Raw genomic sequence first — 16,964 nt, forward strand, 5'->3', positions numbered from 1 at the left:
TCAAGGAACACGGATTACTGAATCGTCCATCGTCGAGGCGGGACTTGTTTTAGCGGTGGCGGTCATGATGGTGTATAGTCACGGCCTTAATGCCTTTGCTGCTAAAAATGCGCTCTTAGCCTATCTTGATGTGAGCATTGCGGCGCGCCGCTGCCAGCCGACTGCTGGCCAACGGACACTGGTTCAGTTGCGCCCAATCTTCCCCCAGTTTCCTGACGAACTTCCAATGCTGGCGCTGTTGGCAGAAGACCGCTATATCAGTCCTCGCTTTTTGTATGAGTAATTCTTACAATTTTGCGCGTTACTGCTGAGTCACAACGATGGAATAACACTCCCTCCTTGCGGAAGTCTTGGGTTGGATATGCCAGAAATTGCAATCCATGGTATCTCTATACAGGAAGAACATAAAAACTCCCTCCCACGATGCAAGATGCCCAACCATGACGCGCTCGAACACATGCTGATCGCGTGCATGGACTGCATCCCGTGTCCCACGATTATTTGGAGGTTGTCCATGACGCAGCCCGGTGAATCCGATGACCGTATCCGTGCCATCCAGCGCCTCTTTCCGACCCTCAGTGATACCGAGCATGCAGCGCTCCTGCGTGCGCTTGATCAGCACCAGACGATTCCCTATGGAACGCACCATCTTAACCGTGGCCCGACGGGGGATGTCCGCGTGACCAATAGCTCCGTCTATGGCCCCGTCATTGGGCTTAATACCGGAGTCGTGTTTTGGTTTGTCCAGACGACGGGAACCGCCGCCCGTCCTCGACCGGTGGGTCTGCCACGCACCCGTCATCCCATTGGCTATATGGCAATCCACCAAGCACTACACGCGACATGGGCGGAGATGTGCCAGACGAAAACCCCCACTTGGGCGGTGTTAACCGGCGCACGCGGCATGGGCCGCTTGCCAGTGGCCCTCGCACTTGGTCGCACGGCGGTGGCCGATGGTGGCCAGATGATCGTGCTCTCCTTTGCCCCTGATACCACACTCCCACCGCTTGATCCTGCCTATGCAGCCGCAATTCGCACCCAATGGCCAAAGAACACCGAGGTCTTAGGCGATCCGTGGCTTCAGCTCATTGCTCAACAATGGGACTCCTTTGCTGCGATTCCACCCACGATCACCCGCTGGGGGGTGGATGGAGCCGGAGCGCTGCATGATGTGCTGTATGCAGGAAATCGTCCGCTCGTGCTGATTCTTGATGGCTGGGAATATGCACCGGAACCATGGATTACGCTGCTGCGCGGGCTGCCGAGCCGTGGCCACGCATCCTATCCACTGCTGTTAATAGCGACGCTCATGATGACCGCGCCTTGGGAAGCAGTGACGGAGGAATCCCACCGCGCTGCGATGGCCATTCGTGGCCAATCCCGCTATCCCACCGTTGTGCATTCGTGTCAGGGAGTAAGTCAGACCGAGATTGCCATGGCGCTGGGCATCGAACCAGGGAGTGACTTGGCTGCGATGCTGCACCAATGGTCGGGTGGTCATCCTGGTCTGGTGGAATATCTGTGGGATGATTGGCGTGATCAAGGATGGATTGCTTCACACCAGCAGCAGTGGCGATTAACCAAACCTATCGAAGCGCCGCACACCTATCGAACGCGCATGGAAGCACTGATTGACGCACGGCTTGCGGACAGAGAGCAGCTCCTCGTTCATGGAGAACCTGTTGCAATCCTTTATGGAGAAACCCTTCATCATGCGTTGGGCATTGCGGCTCTGGAAGGCTTCGTCTGGACAGCGCAGGTCGTAGCTCATGTCATTGGCTGCGATGCCGATGTTTTGATGGATACGATTGATTACTGCCTTGGGGAAACGACCACCGAAGCAGCCCTGATTGAGGATAGCGGCTTTTTGGAAGCGGCCCATGATATTACGGTCAATCGCTATCAATTTACCAATAATACGCTGTGGTGTGCCTATCAGCAGCCTAATTCCCGCAATGCAGCAGAGCAGATGATGGAGCAGTCGGCGACGGCCCAAGCGCTCGAAACGGTGTATGGCGGTATGTATGATGATATTGCTGAGCAGATTTTGTCCCTGTATGAAGCGGCAGGGCAGCATGTGCGAGCGAAGCCCTATTATCTGCGGCGAACGTATCGGCCAACGACCATCCTGCCCTTGGTGTGGCAATTGGATGCGGTAAATCCTTCAAAGCTGCGTGAATTAGATGCGGCAAATCCTTCAAAGCTGCGTGAATTAGATAAGGAAGATTCTCCAAAAAGGACATGCGGTGCGGGAATACTATCGACTCCTCGTAGAATGTGGTTATGTGTATTACCAACAAGGCAACTATCCGCAAGCACAGCAGATGATGGGGCAGTTTTATGCCCCTGAACCCTGGAAAAAGGGAGAATGTTTACCAACGAAGGAAGAGGAAATTCGAGCACTTAATTTGACTGGGCTGATTAATATAGAGCAAAGTCATTATGGCAAAGCAGAACAGCAATTGTGCCAGGCGGTTCAGTTAAGTGAAATGGTTTTTGGTATGGTGCATCCCTCGACGGCGCAGAGTGTGAACAATCTGGCGTTGGCTTTGTCGCGACAAGGGCGGTATGGGGAGGCGCAACCCTTATTTGAATGGGCCTTGGCTATTAATAAATCGGTGTTTGGGGCGGAGCATCCGAATACGGCACGGAGTGTGAACAATCTGGCTTCGGTCTTGGAGCGGCAAGGGCAATATGCCGAGGCGCAACCCTTATTTGAATGGGCCTTGGCTATTAATAAATCGGTGTTGGGGGCGGAACATCCGGATACGACGATGAGTGTGAACAATCTGGCTTCGGTCTTAGTGCAGCAAGGGCGATATGCCGAGGCGCAACCCTTATTTGAATGGGCCTTGGCTATTAATAAATCGGTGTTGGGGGCGGAGCATCCGAATACGGCGACGAGTGTGAACAATCTGGCTGGGGTCTTAGTGCAGCAAGGGCGATATGCCGAGGCGCTGCCCTTATTTGAATGGGCTTTGGCGGTACGGGAAATGGTGCTGGGGGCAGCGCATCGGCATACACAAGAGACACGCGAGAATATCGCCGCGTTACGAGCAGCAATGAAGGCAGACAACTAGCAACAGTAACGAAAAAGTGTTTTATTATGTCAATTTAGGCGTTTCCGATACGATACTAGTATAGGAAATACTATCCCGACTTTAGGTTCAAAATAAGCTTAATGCGTAGGGGGAATTTACACTTAAGCTCTTTCACAACCCAATATTCGTGCTACCGCGTGCCACACCAGTAATATTATTTAATCCGAGGGCCATTTTTCACCGAATAGACATGCAACCTGTAGGTGGATTGGCAGGGAGCAAGCGACGCTCGCGCAAGAGCATGGACGGGAATATATGGACAGCAATCCGCAGTTTAACGAGCGGTAGCGACCAGTGTTACTTATTGTAAGGTCAACCAGTCAACGAATAGGGGTGCAATACGGCGTAGCCAAATGCGCCCCACATTATCAGGATGACAGCCAATAGTCTTGGCAAGATTATCTCGACCACCTTGAGCTAAGAGTGCGATAAGACCTCGTTTATCACTCCCTTCAAGTGTTTCAGAAAATTCACGGAGAAGTTGGCGCGTGCGATCCTTGCCACCTAATGCTGCATAAACGGTAAGCGATTGCTGTCGAATTGAGTCATCCTTCAAGTAACCCGAAGGGATTATAAGTAAGCGAAGTGCATTCCACATATCCTCAGATGTGGGAACACACATTCTGTTGGATTTTTGCTGCTGATTACGGATAGTGTCATACAGCACTACCGCTGCATCACGAAACCCAGCCCGCTCCCGACGAATAGATGCCTGCGTTCTCGCATCCAATGTAGGGTCAACACGATCAAGTTCAACAGACTGATCAAAGGTTGATGTCACAAATGTAGTGAGTTCCTCACGCGTTTTCGGTGCATTGATACATACACATCCAGCCCGTTCCGCACGAGTACGGCTTTGTTCTGATAGCTCATTTGTTGGCATAACAATCCATGCGGGTTGAATCACCGCTTCCTGCATCCAAATAGTCAATTGTGCGGCTAGCGGCCATGTGTCTTGGCCATACGTATCCTTTGGCGCCAAGATAACAATAGTTGATGAGATTACAAGTTCATAGGCAAGGGATGCAATAACAAGGGCTTCTCCTGTTACCAGCGACGGCACCGCAATAACCGAGATTCCCACCTCATGCAGAGTATTGGTAAAGGCAACATCAAGTTCGCCAATTACTAAAGCACATCGCTGTGTCATCGGTACAGTCGACTGGCACCTAAACTGTGACATTCTTATTCCTGGTGACCTTTGCTCGGCTGCTTGTGGCATCATCATATGTGCTACCTTCACTATTTCAGTTGAAAACTCTTATATCGGTAGTCTATAAAAAACACAACTCTATGGCTATAGGGACTGTCGCACGTTTGTCGCACGTATATCAAGGCCTACATTAGTATTTTTTATTTTCCTATAAAGATTGTTCTGCTATAAAGAACAATCTTTATAGGAAAATAATATAGAACTTACTTCAAATATGACCATAACTACCGATTAATCATAAGCACTCGAATATTCACTATTATTCCTAGTTCGGCAAATGCGTTGCGAAATACAGGAATAAGACGATCCTCCAGCTTAGACTTGACACTAATAGTTAATGCACCAATGTGGACAATCCTATCTTGCTTGGAGATAAATCGTGTCTGTCGTATAAGATCTTTGTCCGCGCCATTAACCATTTCTTGCGCCAATATTGATACCCGTGCCCATAGCTCGGCAGCAGAGATAGCTGATTCCAAGTCCTTAGCAAACCCCCAACTCAGGAATACTTTACCTGATATACCAGGTAAGGACTCAACGCACGAACGAATGAGCGTGTGATACTTACTTACTTCACAATATGCTGCGGCACTGGCACAGCACAGGCGTATATCCCCTGTTTCAGCCCAAGCCTCTGGATCGATCCAGAGGTCACCTGCAATGGATGCTATTGGCGCGGCCTGTTGGAGCATTATCCGAAGGCTATTTGTCAAATCTTCAGAGGAGATAGTTCCCTGTAAAGCGCTGTTTTCTTCAGTATTTATAGAGCGCTCATCGGGTAGCATCGTAGGCTTCGGCACAACCACTTCACGTTCACCAAAGAAAGCTGCATATTTTCCTCCAAGTTCATACTTTCGGATATCAAATGTGTTGAGATTATGTGCTGCACCGTCGTTGTCTGCTGATTTCCGTGGCTGCCGACGTGCACAGGCAGCAGCGAAACCGATAGACTGGGTATCGCGGATCAACGACGCCACCCACGCGCCAAAATCGTTGATCTCATAGCCACTCGCCTGCTGCCGCTCAGCCTCAGTAATACATTTATTTATTATGTCAATTGAAACGGCGCGGGCAATTTTTTTTGCAAGGAATTTGACTCCCTTCTTGTTTAGAAGTTGTAAGGCTTCTTGATAGTTAGATCCTTGGTTCCTCTTTTCAAAAACGATAGGCTTTCCCTTCCTTTTCCTTTTTGGCGCTTTAGCGCTAGTGTCCATGGATGGATCAGGTCTATCAGATTGATTAGGTTCATGAGATTCTATACTCCATGAGCCGGATTTTGTCTCGACTGGAACACTATATTCCTCCCTTTCTAATGGTCTAATTAGCTCATTATCCACGTAATCTTGATCCGATCCTTCATCCTTGGCTGATCCGATCAATGGGTCGATCAATTCACCGATCAATGGGTCGATCAATTCACCGATCAATGGGTCGATCTTGGTCGATGAACAATGTGCTTTATCGTAATCGGTAGCCTGCCCTGTTTCCACGGGAGCAGATGGGCTAAGTGTCTGATTATGATCGCTTATGGCCGCTACCTCTGCCATCTGCAGTGTAAGATCTACCCTGCCAGCAGTCTGTGTGTCACGTTCTAATTCGGCCACCTGGATTGCTATGATCTCCTTATACCGTTCTTGATCCTCGCTGGTGAATAGTGGTGATGTGACAACAAACCGTAGCTCGCTCTGGAGTCTAGGAAAATACTGTTGGAGTGCACCTAGGCCACTATTACTGAATTTCACCGGCGTGTGCATATTGTTCTCAATCACATGGGTTAATTCGCCACGGAGGGCTTTTTGTAGAAGCACCTCCCGAGAGGGAACGGGGAGATAAGCTCCCTCTTTCGTGATAACCCCTAAGTTAATCAGTGTTGGTGTTGCTTTTTGACGGACATAGTGTCCCAGATCAACTAGATCGATCAGCGGTACTGCCCAATAGCGCTCAACTACACCCGTATCGATGTCAATTACACCAATAAGATCATCGATCATCTCAACGGGAACTTTGATGGCTTCGTAGCCGCGGCCTCGAGGCTGACTTAATGCATGGCGTTCTTGTGGTCGATACATCCAAGGCAGAGGCTTCCCGGTTGTATCGACTCCCCATGTGGGGGTGTAGCGTGGCCGACGGCAGCTGCCTAACCTGTCACAATAGAGCCACCCCTTTTTGATAAGCCATTGCTTGGCTCGATGCACCTTTCCACGACTTGCTTTATTCCAAGGGAATGCAGTAAATGCACAGATCGCCTGATCAGTGATGTGAATAGAGCTATATCTAAGTCCCCATTGTCGAGCAAACAGAAGATAAACTCCAAGGTGTAAAGGTGTTGGAGCTGTATTGCGGAGCTTGATGGGAAGATACGACCAGTAGTCGCGGACTGGGGGACGATCCCGACGGTATCCTACTTGGAGGAAGGATATGTCTTCGAGTACAGCGGCCGTGTCTGTTGGAGCAGACGTATCAAAAGATGATCCGATCGCCTGTCTAGGTGCTTGCGTTGAGATTTGTTGGGTTGCCTGGGACATGAGAAAAACTCCTCACGTTCGCAGCATTCATATGGATTGAACTATGCTCAACCCTATGATATACTTCGAACAACTTGTACGTGCTATTTATGACCGTATGGGTAAGGGGCTAATTGATAAGAAGGACGTGCTGAGCTTGGCGGCAAGAGCATGTCCTTCGTTTTTTTAGTCTGTGTCTTCCTCATGTAATCCTCCTTGATTGCTCCGATCACTTAGTAGATCAAGTGTATGTACCGCAGTCTCGGTTCCAAAACTTTGAGTATTATTCGTTAGTCCAACAAGATTATGGATAATCTGTTCTGCCTTATCCGGGTTTGTTGCAGCCAAGCGTGTGACTGCCTCGACAAAGCGTTGGGCTTCAGCTTGTGCAGCGTAATGGAGCAAAGCTAATTGCTCTGTTGTGCGTGCTATGTCTATGCAAGAATCTGTTGTGCGTACTGTCATGGTATATGTTTCCTTGTAAGGCAAACTAACGCTCGTTAGTCTATAGAAAACGGATCGTTTTGTTATCAGTTGAGTCGCAAGTTTGTCGCACGATTGAGATCGAGTGCAAATATGTCCTGTTTGGTAAATGCATACACGACGGTTAGCTTGGTAGCGACGGCAGCCACATATAGTTTGATAAAGAGATTGATCTAGTACATTGTGAATCTATACAGCATACGTTCTCTCCATATACATATTGCTTAGCCAGCACATAGAGTGTGATTAGTACATGTATTGCCATCAGCATACACAATAGATACTCGAGAAATAATCCAAGACTTCACCAAGCAACACATCAAAGGTTTTGAAAAGGGATTCTCAAGGCTGCTGGGAGTTAGCTGAAAAAGGCGACGAAGAAGAGAACAAAAGCACCGCTGCGCCAGTACTACAACGTTTGAAAAACAGCAATGAGAGAATGATGTGGTGGTGCTGCGCTGCGCTTGCACGCCTATAAGGATGTAGGAGGTCTGGAACGAGGCATTTAGACCTTTATGATGCGATGAACAAATCCGACCGGATGGGTAATCGCATAGGTAATCGCATAGGTAATCGCACAGGTGAATTTTCACCTTTTTATCAGGTTGCTTGTGATTTTTCATATTTTTCGCGCTCCTTTCAGCTCAAATAATAAAGAAGCCAACCCAAGAAGGGCCGTAAATATTTACGGCCCTTCTTGGGTTGCATCTGATGATAGAGAGTGACTGTTTGATTGAAGAAGCCGCTGACGATAGGCTGCAACATGGCTTCCCCGCATCGTTTGCCATTGCTCCAGCATCTTTCCCGTATCCATGCGATGTAAGCTCGCACCACTTAAAAGAGCTAATGGGCAGAATCGTGATGCTGGCGAATGGGAGCTGGCAAAGACCTCGTCAACCGACCGACGGTACTCATTGCGGCATTGATCACAGACATGACACCCACTTGGAGTAAAGGCTCGGAATCCTGCACCGCTGATTCCTGTATGTTGGGCTACTTTGGTGCGTAGTTTAATACGCGCTTCATCGGAGATGTTAAACGTGTGCTCATCACAGCCCCGAAGTATGACATCAGTTGAACCACAAGCGGGACAGCGATTTTCTTCCCAGTTTCGAAGATTCCCCGCCAGAAATGCTTCCCACGTTGGCCACGTTGTTGATTCCCAAGCTGAACGAAGATCCGCTGATATAGGCCGTTGAAAAATCTGTTCCCACTGAATAACCATGCGTTGTACGAAGCAGCTTCGCATAGTTGAGATGAGATAGCGAGCTATACCGATGGGAAGTTCGGTGGGCCAGTTGGCCGGATTTGATCCACAGAGGCCACCACACTGTTCACATCGTGGCATACGTGTTAGAAGGGGGTGCTGAAGAAGATGGTCACGCATGAGCAACCCTCACTTCGTCGTATTTACGAGAAGGGGTATTTTGCAGCTCATAGATCAGATCTATGGTACAGCCGAGAGAATTGCTATTAATTTTATTGAAAATGCTGTCGGCAATATAAAGACTATGTGCTATAATTAAGCACATAAAGAGTCCTTTCCTAGGAAATACCTAGAATGGTTAGTGAAGATAAAGACAAGTTTTCCAGGCTACGGCTCTATCTTCGCTATGTGGCGATGCGTGCTATTGATTTTAATAGCACGTTTTGCTTTTAACTTTTTATGCTACTAGAGTGATATTAGACTTTCTTCAAATATGTCGGATTATCGTTAAAGAATTATTGATCATACCTTGTACCATTGTCAAGGTAATATGTTACGAATGTAGATGGTTTTCACGTGTTTGAGGATAGAGTCGATGGTTTTAGATAGTTATCTGGAAATAAAGAACGACCAGGGGCTGGCTTAACATAGGCGGCCAGTTTGCTTACAAAGGCAACGTCTTCGAGGTATAAAAGATCATTTTCGTTAACTCTAATTATTCCACGATCTCGATATCGTAAAAGGCTCACTCTACTAATACCATATTTTTGTTCGGCTTCATACCCTGAAATATATTTCCCATAAGCATCACATCTAACTTTTTTAAGCTCTACTGCCAATTCTATCAATATAGAAGGCTCGATCAGCATACCCAAGGTTGGATGATCAGCGAAGACTAATACTTTGTCTCGCCGTGCGAGTTGCTGTACTAATTCAATTGTAAGGCCTGAACAATCAGCTAATAGGATAGCTTCTTGGACAGGAACAAAACTAATTTCAGTCATTGTATATACCTATGTAGGTTGTCATGGATCTATGTCATTTTATAGTAGCATATTCGTTTATATGTTTTAAAGGTGCGAACGACTATGTTCAGGTTGCTCACGTAGGCTGTGAAGCTTACGTGAGCAATCATCGAACGTTAATACCACCTTGCTGTGAAACCTGGTGGGCAGTCGTTCGCACCTTCCAATTAGTATGGTAGGATTGCGACAGCCTCAAGTCCTGGTTGGTCAGGATAGGAGGTTAGCGATGGTATTGGGGGTAGGAGCCCGATACCATCGTGTTTTATTAACGCTTTATTTATCGTAGCAGAGTAGATCATGTGCGTCAACAAAGAGATTTATCCTATTTGTGAGCGAATTAAGTGAATCCGTAAAAATCTGATAATTCATGGGTTATTGAGCTTCCAGAGAGTCTCCGCGAGTCGCTCTTACTCGCTTGAGCGAATGGAGCAGCGAATAAGAGCGAGCTTTTATAGATAGATGCTAATAGATGCTAATAGATGCTTGACTATGAATTTGAAAAACTATATAATGATGCTATTAGCATCTATTAGCATCTTATATCTAAGGAAGCCTTATGAATGTGCAAACAGTTTATCAACTCCTATTGAATAAGCAGAAGGTTCGAGAGGAAGGTTTTACTTTATCTGGAATAAATGTGGTTGGCGAGATCACACAAATTAAGATTGGCTGGGATAGGGGTAATGGGCAAGCAAAGCTTGCCTCTTCTCGAATTGACGGAACAATTGTTACACGAGAAGTTCCTAATGTTTATCGATCTGCTGAAGAAGTTCGTGCTGGAGAGCGTGTTACAACATATGGGCTTGCTACAAAACTGAGTGATGGCTCATGGTCCAGTTTTGGACAACCTTATTGGATTGGCGAAGAAGCGTTTGTTGGTGGTCAGTCTCTCCAGATTGGCTCCACTGATTTACGCTTAACTGATGTTCGACAGATCGAGTTTGATTTAGCTGTTTGTGTTCAGTTTCTTCGTGCTCTGGGGTTAAAGCCTGGTTCCTATAATATTGTATCTACATTTGCTTTACCAAATAATGAAATTATTCTGCCTAAACCCGGTGAGAAAAATATAGGCATTCTTCCAGCAACACGCAAATCCCTCAAAACACATTATTTTAATAAATGGTATAAAGTTCAAGAGAAGGATAAAGATGGGCATAGTCATGAATGGGTATTATATTTTGATAAGTTTGGAACGCAGTCACAAACTATGGGTTCATTTATTATGTATACTCGTAGCCCAAGTGGTAAAGAGCAAACCTATGGATTAACTGAATTGAATGTATATGATCTCGGGTTTGGAGATACACAAGTCACCCAATTCACATTACGGCCCAAGTATCGTATGGTAGCACGACGATTAGGTGATGGAATGCGTCGTGTTGCAGAGGGACTGGTCAAACGGGTCCAATCAGAAATTAGCCAACAAGGTAGAGTAAATCAATCACGGCTTAATATTGCAAAAGCCCAAATGATCGTGCGGACGAAAAAAATTATCAGTAAAGGTAAAGAGCAAGATATTTCTAAAGTTGTGGCAGAAGTAACAGAACGTGAAGGTGCAAACTTAGCTGGGGAAATTTTGGAAGATTTGCGTACTACCTCAGCATATTGTGTTTTTGTTGGTGGAGCAACTAAGGATAAGGGCATTCGCGAGATGATTGAACGTCATGCAAATCATATATGGGGTGACGAGGCTGAAGAAACATATCATATTATTGATGAATCATTAGCAAGCGAAGCCAATGCGATAGGAGCTTTCTTGACAACAGCATGGCACTTTGCTGCACAGGGTTAGGACCATGCCTATACGTAAAACAGTTCCACTAAGTACACTCGCTGAGACTATTCTACCTCACCTTCTTCAAAGCCTTAAGCAGCGTGAGGCAACGACCGAAACACAGGCATTAACGGAGGCTGTTACAAAAGGACTTATTACGATGCTTCCTCGAGCATGGGCAGCGGGCGAACATCAATATGGTGGATTACCTTTGGACCAGTTGCTCGAAGAACTTCGCCATCTTGTGTCTCCTATCCTCGTCTTTATGGCTGAAAATGATGCTCTTACCGCATTACTCAAACCATATTCTGTTGTAATAAGTGACCCTGGAGAATTTAATGGAGATGATTTATATCTAAAAAATAATGAGGAGGATTTAATTCAACAGAATATTATTTCTGCTATGAGTGATATGGATGATTTAGGATTTTCTATGAGTTTTGATGATGAGGATGATTGATACACGCCCGATTTTATTCAAATTGATGTAGTTTGACATATAATCTATACTACAAACTAAATCAAGAATTTCTCGCGCTCTAGCGTGACAGTTTAGAGCGCGAGTTAAGGCTAACCTGATGGTTCCAGGCCGCCGCAAAAATCATACCATATGCTGCGGCCCCAACGTAAGGGGTACATTATGCCAGTTGAGTATACTCCTCAACCTGAAGTATCAAAAGATCGAGTAAGTGCGGATACAATAGTTCTAAAACCACCCATATCAGAGACTTTACCAACCGTACCGATTTTTGCAGAAAAAAAACAGGCTGAACAACAGACGATCTCACGTCCTAAACCAACAAAGCCGAAGCGAAAAAGTCCACTAGTTGAATCATGGAGCGGATCCGCGGTTATGTACTGGACGTTCGAGGTTTTGCTTGCTCTTGGTATGATCATCTTTGCTGCTATTTTGTGGAGACAAGATGGTTTATTCACTATCCGATTTGTTGGTGCGCAAATTGCATCGTTTCGAGATGCTGATCTGTGGAAACAGTGGCTAATTCCTATTTTTTTTACTGCTGGATTCTTAGGCGCTTATCCTCGTAAAAGTTTACGATTAAAAATGAATAAGGCTTTGGAGTTATGGCAACAAACACAAGAAGATTCGGCAGCAGATAAATATTATGCGTTACGAAAAAGCATTATTAAACGTTTTATCGCTGCTACATTTATTCAATTAGTGAATATGGCTACATCGTTTTCAGGATTAATTTTAACTATATCTGGGAAAACGTATGAATTTTTTGTTCCAATCACATTTCCTAAAGAGGGCATTGGATTACTGATTCCTACTTTTCTTGTTTCTGGCATACTAGCCTTTGGACCTGAACTCATCACACGATGGGCATTGCCATATTTGGGAGAATTGCTCCGGCGAGCTTGGGAAATTATTTCAAATGGTGTACCAACGCGAGTAAAAGTGTAAGTTTTGTTTTGATACGAGGCGGTACATATGAGTTTATCCTTAACTTTATCTTTAATAATGCTCTGTTTTGCCATAATTTGGTTTTATCAGGGACGTGATCTTTGGCGCAGATGGCAAAGGTTTCGCGCATGGGAGTTGGAAGAATTATCAGGTATGAATAACCAAAATAATTCTTCTCCCATTATTACTGACAAACCTGTTGTTATTTCACCAGAACCTAAAGTTTTGGCTTCTACTGATCACCGTCATGATCATGTTGGTGGGATCTATCGTGCTGATGGATTACCTTCATTTAGATACAATACGATTCCAAGTGGCTCGATTCTGCCAAATGCAGGGATTGCTATGGCAAACCCACCGAGTGATCTACGCATTTCGATTGCAGAAATGGATCGCTTATATCCCGATCTGAGCTATCTTTTTCCTGTAGGCTGGTCTATTTCAGAAACGGGGCCAAAACTAACAGCATGTGCCTTTGTCGGTGATGTAAACCATGTTTTGGTGACAGGATTTACAGATTCAGGCAAAGACTCACTTGTAAATAGTTGGTTGTATGCCTTATGTTATCGCTATAATCCTAGTCAATTACAGCTTGCTATTATTGATGGAAAGAATGGTTTATCGCTACGCGGTTGGTATGAAAAAGAGCATGTGTGGTTATTTGCTCGTCAACCTCATGAACTAGAGTCCGCACTTCTATCAGTCCGTCAAGAGCGTCAGCGCCGTGAAAAAATTCTATGGGATTCACGATGTGAAAAATGGGAAGAGTATGAAGGGGAACAAATACCGCTTCTTATTGTTTATGTATCAGAACTTCTTGTGCTTGAGTCCATTCTTGGTAAGACAGGATTAGGTGACTGGCTTAATGTTGAGCTTTCGGCATGTCGTGCTGCTGGCATACGCTTTATCATTGGTGCTCAAAATGTTACTCGAATGGACACACGATGGCGTGGGCAATGTGGGTTATTATGTGCTGGATATCAACAAGCAGATAGTGCAGACGAACCAAATACTGGATTAACCACGCAGGCGCTACGTAAGTTAGGTACATTTGGTGAAAAGGTTGTTGGTGTTCCTCCCTCCGAGTTACCTATTCCACCTGGTGGAGCCGGAGTATTTACGCTAGTACAAGGTCGGACTGTTTTAACTATTCGTGCACCACGAATCGATAGGGTACAACGTGAATGGTGGTTAGCACATATTCCAGACCGTTCAGAAGGACAAGGACTATTTCCTATTGCGAATCGCTCATGGGAGATGCTCTCCTTTAATCAAACTACTGATAATAAACAAATAGTAGTTTCAGAAACCGAAAAAATTCCCGTTATAGCACTCTTGAAGACTGTAGAGTCACCAATTCAAGGTTATGATCCAAACGAGTTAGCAGAATTACTTGCAAATTCCAAATTAAAAGACCTACCTGATAATCCCATTTTTATTTCAGCTTGTATAGCTGCTTATCAGATTCGTAAATCTTATATGGGAGTTGCAAAGGATTTTTGGGGAACATCAAGCGGAAGTCGTGAGGCTGTTATTAAGCAAGCTTTAGGTCATAATCATCCAGAAGTTACCCGATCAGAACTTGCTCCAGCTGCATAAACAGCCTTTTGAAACAGGGTTGTTATATGAAAATATAACAACCCTGTTTTCTAGTTTAAATCGAATTTATTCTATTCGATACATCCTAGTTTGTTTGGAAGAGGGACTTTCCACCATCATCGTATTAACGTGTTATGATCTAGATAATTTTTTGCGCAGAAATAATTAGTAGACTAGAGAATACAAATGACATCTGTAGAAGAGCAACCATGGACAGAGGCTCATATAAGATTGCTCTTGTTAAACCCAATAGAGCTACTCCTTACAGATCCCTGGAGAGCGTGGGTTCGTGATCGTGGGGGACTAGATACAGTTCTTAGCCAAATTGTAAAACTGCCCTATTTACCACATGAGCAGAGGGCCTTAGAGCTTATTATTACGGAACCTGGTGAAAAGCCTCAAAAGTATGCTGATGCATTAGCCATGGACCGTGCAACCTTTTATCGCCACCTTAAGGCACTTATACAGAAGATTGCCTCCTATCTTAGCGCTGGCGCACTAGATATCGTTAAGCCTGTTCCAATCACACCAGAAATCTTTCAAGGTGTTGCACCTAATGTACCTCTTCCTGCCTATCCTATTATTGGCAGGAATGATCTGTTGAAGTCACTATCCAGCCTCTTGCTTCAATCTAATATGCTAACTCTTACAGGACCGGGTGGGATTGGCAAGACTCGATTAGCCCTATATTTAGCACATCATCTCTACAAAGCGTTTAAGGATGGAGTCATTTTTGTTCAGCTTGCGACAGTTAGAGATATAGACCTTGTTGTCTCTGCTATCGCTCAAACTGTGGGAATATCTGAAAGTGGTAGTAACTCTCTTGTAGATCAGCTCAAATCTTATTTTGCTAATAAGCATGTCTTATTGATTCTTGATAATTTTGAGCAGTTGATACAAGCAGGAACAATGATTGGTGATCTGATTTCCTATAGCCCACATCTCCATGTGCTCATTACAAGCCGTGAATCGTTGAGAATCTATGGAGAGCGAGAATACCCTATCCCTACGCTCGCGTTACCCGACATTGAGTGCGAATATTCTCTTGATGAGCTTGCTGAATTTTCGTCGGTGGCACTATTTGTTCAGCGAGCATCTGCCTTTAATCAGAGATTCCGCCTGACGGAAGAGAATGGGAGGGTAATTGCAGAGATATGCACACGCTTGGATGGTTTGCCGTTGGCAATTGAACTTATTGCGGCTCGATCTAAATACTTCTCACCTCAAGCACTCTTGTCCCGGTTGCAGAATAGTTCTCTCGCATTGCTCACAGGTGGCCCACAAAATCTGCCTACACGCCAGCAAACTCTTCGTGCTGCAATAACGTGGAGTTATGAGCTACTTTCTCTTGATGAACGACATCTCTTTTGTCGTATTGCAGTGTTTCATGGTGGATTTACTATTGATGCAGTGAAGCAAATATGTAATGGACTTGATGAAACTATTATTGATCTTGTTGATATTCTTCTGTCCCTTTCGGACAAAAGTCTTCTTCAGCAACGTGAAGAGAAGGATGGCGAGCCTCGGTTCTTTATGCTGGAAACACTCCGGGAATATGCATTGGAACATCTGAAATTAGCACAATTGGATGGGGAATTGCAAAAGTGTCATGCTATGTACTATTTGGCATTTGTTGAGGAAGCTGAGCTGCACTTAAGTGGTCAAAATCAGGTTACTTGGCTTAATCTCCTAGAGAAGGAGCACGGGAATATACGAGCTGCACTAGAGTGGTCTATTAGTCATACCATTGTGGATGTTATGGTTAAAATGAGCGGTAGCCTATGGAAGTTCTGGTATACACGGGGGTATATAACAGAAGGTCGCCATTGGCTTGATCAAGTGCTTGCTAATAAAGGAAATTATCAAGAAGATATAGCATTTGCTAAAGCATTAGATGCTTCAGGTATTTTTGCTATGATACAGGTTGATTATTCGCTGGCGAGAGATTATCACGAACAATCTCTTAAGGTGTATCGCGGCCTAGGCAATAAAAAAGGTATATCTGGTAATTTGGAATCCCTTGCTATGATATGCATGTACTTACGAGACTATGATACATCGTTTGAACTGTTCTGCGAAAGTCTACAACTTCGTAGAGAGATTGACGATCTTGATGGTATTTCAGCATCTCTTACGAATCTGGGTAATGTGGCTACTCTACAAGAAAAATACGATCAAGCATTGGTTTATGTTGAAGAGGCACTCGAGATTGATAGAAAAACAGGTAATACACAAGCTATTGTTTGCACATTGCGAAATGTTGGGGCAATTGCATATTATCAACGGGATTATTTAAAATCTTACAGAATGTATAGGGAGTCATTGATAATAAATCAGGATTTAGCTGATATGGATAACAATGCTTTATGTTTAGAAGGTATAGCATTGTCATTTGCATCGCTAGATAGAATGACTCAAGCTGCAATATTATTTGGTGCCGCTGACAAGATTCGTAATCGCTCTGGCATACCTGCCCATAATCCTACCCATGAGCTAATGAAGAAAACGATAGACATAGGTCGGATAAATTTAGGGAATGAATGGGATATACTATGGAAAAATGGCTGTTCTAAGTCATTGGCTGAGATCATTGAACAGTTCGTTATAGATGATATTTTTTCTGCTTAATAAG

12 protein-coding genes are annotated in these 16,964 nt (G+C 44.9%); 8 read left to right on the top strand and 4 right to left on the bottom strand.

From position 1 onward, the window contains the following. Nucleotides 1-64: 64 nt before the first annotated feature. The 3 genes from SE18_RS25620 to SE18_RS25635 all read left to right on the top strand — a co-directional run bounded on the left by SE18_RS25620 (nt 65) and on the right by SE18_RS25635 (nt 3,080). The gene (locus SE18_RS25620; RefSeq protein WP_152976767.1) at nt 65-283 is read left to right on the top strand and encodes a hypothetical protein; all 219 of its coding nucleotides are present in this window, start codon (nt 65-67) and stop codon (nt 281-283) included. 231 nt (nt 284-514) lie between these two features. Further along, nucleotides 515-2,350, top strand: a complete 1,836-nt coding sequence (locus SE18_RS25630; RefSeq protein WP_152976768.1) for an ATP-binding protein — start codon at nt 515-517, stop codon at nt 2,348-2,350. Then, nucleotides 2,286-3,080: a tetratricopeptide repeat protein gene (locus tag SE18_RS25635; RefSeq protein ID WP_236706999.1), complete on the top strand. Its 795-nt coding sequence runs from the start codon at nt 2,286-2,288 to the stop codon at nt 3,078-3,080. The genes SE18_RS25630 and SE18_RS25635 overlap by 65 nt, the downstream gene beginning before the upstream one ends. A gap of 322 nt (nt 3,081-3,402) precedes the next feature. Here SE18_RS25635 and SE18_RS25640 read toward each other — a convergent pair whose 3' ends face one another. From SE18_RS25640 to SE18_RS25655, 4 genes are all read right to left on the bottom strand, one after another. Next, nucleotides 3,403-4,329 carry a hypothetical protein gene (locus SE18_RS25640; RefSeq protein ID WP_054537336.1) on the bottom strand — a complete coding sequence of 309 codons (927 nt, stop codon included), beginning with the start codon at nt 4,327-4,329 and terminating at the stop codon, nt 3,403-3,405. 209 nt (nt 4,330-4,538) lie between these two features. Beyond that, on the bottom strand, nt 4,539-6,839 hold the full coding sequence (locus SE18_RS25645; protein ID WP_054537337.1) for a hypothetical protein: 2,301 nt from the start codon (nt 6,837-6,839) through the stop codon (nt 4,539-4,541). Nucleotides 6,840-7,004: 165 nt separating this feature from the next. Next, entirely contained in the window at nt 7,005-7,283 is a 279-nt protein-coding gene (locus SE18_RS25650; RefSeq protein WP_054537338.1) for a hypothetical protein, read from the bottom strand. A gap of 1,797 nt (nt 7,284-9,080) precedes the next feature. Next, nucleotides 9,081-9,512, bottom strand: a complete 432-nt coding sequence (locus SE18_RS25655; RefSeq protein WP_054537339.1) for a hypothetical protein — start codon at nt 9,510-9,512, stop codon at nt 9,081-9,083. Nucleotides 9,513-10,089: 577 nt separating this feature from the next. Between SE18_RS25655 and SE18_RS25660 the strand changes: the two genes are divergently transcribed. The 5 genes from SE18_RS25660 to SE18_RS25680 all read left to right on the top strand — a co-directional run bounded on the left by SE18_RS25660 (nt 10,090) and on the right by SE18_RS25680 (nt 16,960). Further along, the gene (locus SE18_RS25660; RefSeq protein ID WP_054537340.1) at nt 10,090-11,325 is read left to right on the top strand and encodes a hypothetical protein; all 1,236 of its coding nucleotides are present in this window, start codon (nt 10,090-10,092) and stop codon (nt 11,323-11,325) included. A 4-nt stretch (nt 11,326-11,329) separates the two neighbouring features. Next, nucleotides 11,330-11,767, top strand: a complete 438-nt coding sequence (locus tag SE18_RS25665) for a hypothetical protein (RefSeq protein WP_054537341.1) — start codon at nt 11,330-11,332, stop codon at nt 11,765-11,767. 180 nt (nt 11,768-11,947) lie between these two features. After that, the gene (locus SE18_RS25670; protein WP_054537342.1) at nt 11,948-12,733 is read left to right on the top strand and encodes a hypothetical protein; all 786 of its coding nucleotides are present in this window, start codon (nt 11,948-11,950) and stop codon (nt 12,731-12,733) included. Nucleotides 12,734-12,760: 27 nt separating this feature from the next. Further along, nucleotides 12,761-14,332, top strand: coding sequence for an FtsK/SpoIIIE domain-containing protein (locus SE18_RS25675; protein WP_083470166.1), 1,572 nt, complete (start codon nt 12,761-12,763; stop codon nt 14,330-14,332). A 186-nt stretch (nt 14,333-14,518) separates the two neighbouring features. Then, the gene (locus SE18_RS25680) at nt 14,519-16,960 is read left to right on the top strand and encodes an ATP-binding protein (protein ID WP_054537344.1); all 2,442 of its coding nucleotides are present in this window, start codon (nt 14,519-14,521) and stop codon (nt 16,958-16,960) included. The last annotated feature ends 4 nt before the right edge of the window (nt 16,961-16,964 follow it).

Source organism: Herpetosiphon geysericola, assembly GCF_001306135.1.
Classification (GTDB): domain Bacteria; phylum Chloroflexota; class Chloroflexia; order Chloroflexales; family Herpetosiphonaceae; genus Herpetosiphon; species Herpetosiphon geysericola.